Origin of the sequence: Arthrobacter sp. Br18 (genome assembly GCF_000520555.1) — a bacterium.
Lineage (GTDB): Bacteria > Actinomycetota > Actinomycetes > Actinomycetales > Micrococcaceae > Arthrobacter_D.
The window spans coordinates 36,419-40,725 of sequence record NZ_KI914858.1 but is presented as its reverse complement, the minus strand read 5'-3'; the positions used below and the strand labels follow the sequence as shown (position 1 = coordinate 40,725).

The window sequence follows — 4,307 nt, the reverse complement described above, 5'->3', positions numbered from 1 at the left end:
GACTTTGGGGAAATGAGCCCTCGTTCCACCACCCCACGGCGTGGGGCCGCACTTCCGCTGTCAGCCAGGCACGCACTTCCGCGAGCCGGGAACGTTCCTTGTCCGAGAGCAGCTCTTCGAAGGAGAAGAAGTCGCCGTCCGCGTAGGGCAGGTTGTCGAGGTCGATGGCTTGCGTGCTCATGGGTAGTCCTTCACTCTGATCACCTGCGACCAGTTCTTCACGTAGCCCGGGATGGTCCTGTGCGCGGGGCCAGGGAAGGACACCGCTGCACAACATGTTACCCGCCGGTAACTTAGCCCGCCAGTGAAGACCCGATGAGCAACGGAAGCCCCGGAATATTCGAGCATCCGATCTCGAAGATTCCCGGGGCTCCCAGGGGTAGGGCTGCTGGGGCTTGAACCCAGGACAAACGGATTATGAGTCCGCTGCTCTAACCAGCTGAGCTACAGCCCCCTGCGGCGGCCGGCCCCTGCCCCACAGGGAGGCAGGACGCCCGACCGCTCGTTTATTGTAGCCGCTGCCTGCCCTGCCCCAGTGTGCTAGATGTACTCTGCCAGGAGGTCCTCGGTGAGTGCCCCGTAATACAGGGCCTCGAAGGTTGCCAGCGAGGCGTTGATGTCGTGCTTCTCGGCCATGGAACGGCTTGCCTTGCCCATCCGCTCCAGATCCGCGGAGGGGAGGCCGAGAAGCTCAGTGATCCGGGCGGCGAGCTGATCACTGTCATTGGGCGGGAAGAGGTAGCCGTTCTCGCCGCCGTCGACCAGGTGCGGCAGCGCCATGGCGTCCGCCAGCAGCACCGGGGTGTAGGCCGACATCGCCTCAAGGGTTACCAGCGACTGCAGTTCGGCCGTACCGGGCTGGCAGAACAGGGTGGCCCGCAGGTACGCGATGCGCAGTACCTCGTCACTGGCGAGGCCGAGGAACTTCACCCGACCGCCGAGTCCCAGCCTCGCAGCCTGGGCCTGGAGAGCGGGCTTCACCTCTCCCCCGCCCACTATCTCGCAGTGCACGTTGAGTTCCACGGGCGTTTTGGCGATCGCGTCGATGAGGACGTTGATGTGCTTTTCCTCCGCAAGCCTGCCCACGAAGAGCACGGTGGGATGCGGGTGGGGCTCGATGTCCTCGCCGGGCTTCAGCTCATACGCAGAGGAGTCGATTCCGTTGGACACGGGCAATACCTTCCGAAGGAACGCGTGATCGTGCATCGCCTTTGCCGCCAGAGGCGTCGGCGTGGTGACGGCGTCGGCCTTCCCCATGACCCTGCCCATGTCCCGCCACGAGTTCTTCGCGACGATCTCCTTGAACCACGAGGGAAAGGGAAGGAACGGGTTCACGTTCTCGGGCATGAAGTGGTTCGTCGCCACCACCCGGATGCCGCGTTTGACTGCCTCGTACAGCGTGTACTCACCGACCATGTAGTGGCACTGGATGTGCACCACGTCCGGTTGAATCCGATCGAACAGCATGCTCACGTCGCGGCGGATTTCCCAGGGCAGACAGATTCGCCAGTACTCATGCGTCGGTGTGCTGTGGGACCGCAGCCGGTGCACCGACCACTCACCACCAGCTTCGGTGTGGCTTGCACCGCTTTCGGTAGCCGGAGCGAGCACATGCACGTCATGACCGCGCTTGGTCATGCCCCTGGCCAACCGGTAGCCGAACTGAGCCGCCCCGTTGACGTTCGGCGGATAGGTGTCGGCCGCGATCAGGATGGTCAGTGGCTTGTGTCCAGCCGGGTGATTCACTCGGGTTCCCCTACATAGGTCTGTCGAACGTGCGGGCAGGTGCCGGCGTCGTGGTTCCTAGCGCTGCCGTCTCATCACGTCGGGATGGTGCCGCGACAACGCGATGACTCCAACGATAGCAACCAAAGCAGCCGAGGCCATGCCTACCGCAGCGATCGCCTGCACGTCGGGCTGCAGTTCACCCAGGATCGTGATTCCCACCGCAATGCCGACCAGCGGGTCGATGACAGTGAGCCCGGCGATCACGAGATCAGGGGGCCCGGTGGCGTAGGCGCTCTGGACGAACCAGATTCCGAGTCCCACCGCGGCCAGGAACGCCACCGCCGTGTACAGCGGGACGTTCAGCAGGATCCGGCCGTTCGGATCCAGCACGTGGGTCATGATGATCTTGGTCAGGACGGCCACGAAGCCGAAGAGCACGCCCGCGCCGAGGATGTAGGCGGAAGCATTGAGCCGGCGTTTCCCCAGGAGGGCGAGGCTGCCGAAGGCAACCACGGCGATCGCCAGGAGCAGGACCACGACGAGTTCCTGCCCGGCGGCGACCGCGTGGTTCTGCCGGGTGACGTTGACGGCAAGGATGACGAACAGTGCGCTTCCGAAAACGCAGGCGGCGATGGCGGCGACTGTAGGACGGTTGATCCGGATGCCCTGGTCCCTGGAATTGACGACCGTCGTGATCACCAGCGCGATCGCCCCGATGGGCTGCACCACGGTCAGCGGCGCCAGTGCCAGCGCCACCACATTGAGTGCCGTGCCTGTGACCAGCAGAATGAGGCCGAGGATCCACCGGGGGTGGCGCAGAAGCCGCAGGAAGCCTGCCGAGTTGAGGTCGAGACCGCCAGTGTGTGCACGGACGGCACTGCCTTGCCGCTGCGCGCCGAAGGCGAGGAAAACAGCGCCCACCAGCGCCAGCACGATCGCGAGGAAGGTCATTCAGCCGGCAGCACCATCAACGCGCGCCTGGCGCCGGTACTGCCGGTGGGCTTCCGTGAAATAGCCGTAGAAGGCGAGAAGGTGCCCAATGCACCCCAGAACGAGCAGAACGTGCGCAGCCAGCAGGAGCCCCGGATTTTCGTAGCCCGGCACCCGGTGCAGGAGGAGCAGCGGCAGCCCGACGAGCAGCAGCGCGGTGCGGACCTTACCGACATTCGACACCGGCAGGTGGTTCGGGCGCCGGAAGAGGACGAGCATGTTGAGGATCAGAAGTGCATCGGGAACGACGATGATCCAGACAAGCCACTCCGGCGCGATCCCGTTCACCACGAAGGTTGCGGCGACCACGATCAGCGCCGTCCGGTCCGCCACCGGATCCAGCCACTTCCCCACCGTTGAGATCTGGTTCAACCGGCGCGCGAGGTACCCATCGATCCAGTCGGTCGAGCCGAGGGCCACCAGTGTGACGACGGCCGGGCCGTACTGCTGCTCCACCATGAACCAGACGAAGAGGGGTACACCGAGAAAGCGGATGACCGTGATGATATTCGGCAGGGTCCAGGCCGTCGCAAGCACCGGATGCTGAACTCCAGGCCGCGCTCCGGCACCGATAAGTCTGATCACCACTGCCTCCCTCGTCCATTATGCAGGCACCGGGTTGACTACTACCTGGAAAGCAGGCGCCTCAGGAAAACCACCAGGGCGGCCACGGACCCGGCGAGCACGCTCAACGGCTTCCAGCGGTCGGCGAGCGAGATGTTGTGGGGCACCTCTTTCTGCACTGCGACGGCTGCAACCCCATCCCTGCCGGCGGCGCCGCCCCGGATACTTGCGGCCTGCGCCGCCTTTGCTTCCTTCTTGGCCTTCGCGTCGTTCTGGAACTTCGCGTACCGGGCCTTGAAATCCACGCGTGTGCCGAGGGAGTCCCTGGCTTCCGCGATGTGGGTGCGGCGCTCGCCGGAGCGTCCACGCAGTTCCTCGTACGACGGCGTCGGCTTCTTCGGTGCGGAATCCTTGGCGTCGTCCTTCTTGTCGTCCTTCGGCTTCCTGATGTCCAGTGCCGCAGGATTGAAGCTCCTGCCTTCCTTCAGCACACCGAGGTCGTAGCGGACGCCGCGGATCGCCTCTTCAGGAAGCAGCGGCAGTGCCTTCTTGAACCGCGAGACGCCGATGAGTCCGAGAATCGCTGCGAGAACCAGGAAGACGGCGGCCACCACGAGTGCGGCGAGCCACGGTGGCAGGATGGTGGCGAGCCCGAGGATCGCCGCCACGATGAGTGCCACGGCGAAAAAGAGGACGAGGATCAGCGCGACGACGAGGAACGCGGCCGCGACGCCCGCCTTGATCCCCTTTTGCTTCATCTGCTCCAGTGCGAGCGAGAACTCGTCGCTGATCTGCCGCGGGGTGAGCCGCGCGAGTATTCTGATGAGCCCAAAAAGGGAAAGCGATCCTGTGGACCGCCTGCCGCGTGTGCTAGCCGAGCTGCTCATGCGCCCCGCCTCCATTCCTGTTGAAAGTAACCGTTACGAGCTTGACCCTAAAATTACCACCGGTGCGCCTATCGGCCGCCCCCGTTCTTTCCTGCGGGATTCGTTCGCTTTTCGGCTGGCGGGCATCGTCCAGCGTCG

At 64.5% G+C, this 4,307-nt stretch carries 4 protein-coding genes, 1 tRNA gene and 1 pseudogene; all 6 read right to left on the bottom strand.

Features of this window, described 5'->3' with window-relative positions; all coding sequences use genetic code 11:
• Nucleotides 1-181: pseudogene (locus tag Y704_RS24450) on the bottom strand (acyl-CoA dehydrogenase); the annotation flags it as partial.
• Nucleotides 182-380: 199 nt separating this feature from the next.
• Nucleotides 381-454: transfer RNA gene (locus Y704_RS0108450), tRNA-Ile, on the bottom strand.
• An 86-nt stretch (nt 455-540) separates the two neighbouring features.
• Nucleotides 541-1,746: a glycosyltransferase gene (locus Y704_RS0108445; protein WP_026549810.1), complete on the bottom strand. Its 1,206-nt coding sequence runs from the start codon at nt 1,744-1,746 to the stop codon at nt 541-543.
• Between the two features lie 57 nt (nt 1,747-1,803).
• Nucleotides 1,804-2,679, bottom strand: a complete 876-nt coding sequence (locus Y704_RS0108440; protein ID WP_026549809.1) for a DMT family transporter — start codon at nt 2,677-2,679, stop codon at nt 1,804-1,806.
• Entirely contained in the window at nt 2,680-3,303 is a 624-nt protein-coding gene (locus Y704_RS19865) for a CDP-alcohol phosphatidyltransferase family protein (protein WP_081747494.1), read from the bottom strand. It lies immediately after the preceding gene.
• Nucleotides 3,304-3,344: 41 nt separating this feature from the next.
• A complete protein-coding gene (locus Y704_RS0108430; protein ID WP_026549808.1) occupies nt 3,345-4,169 on the bottom strand; it encodes a phage holin family protein in 825 nt (274 codons plus the stop codon).
• Between the last annotated feature and the right edge of the window lie 138 nt (nt 4,170-4,307).

Coding starts and splice junctions, on each gene's coding strand:
- Y704_RS0108430 (WP_026549808.1), bottom strand. CDS start 4,169: ATGAGCAGCTCGGCTAGCACACGCGGCAGGCGGTCCACAGGATCGCTT.
- Y704_RS0108440 (WP_026549809.1), bottom strand. CDS start 2,679: ATGACCTTCCTCGCGATCGTGCTGGCGCTGGTGGGCGCTGTTTTCCTC.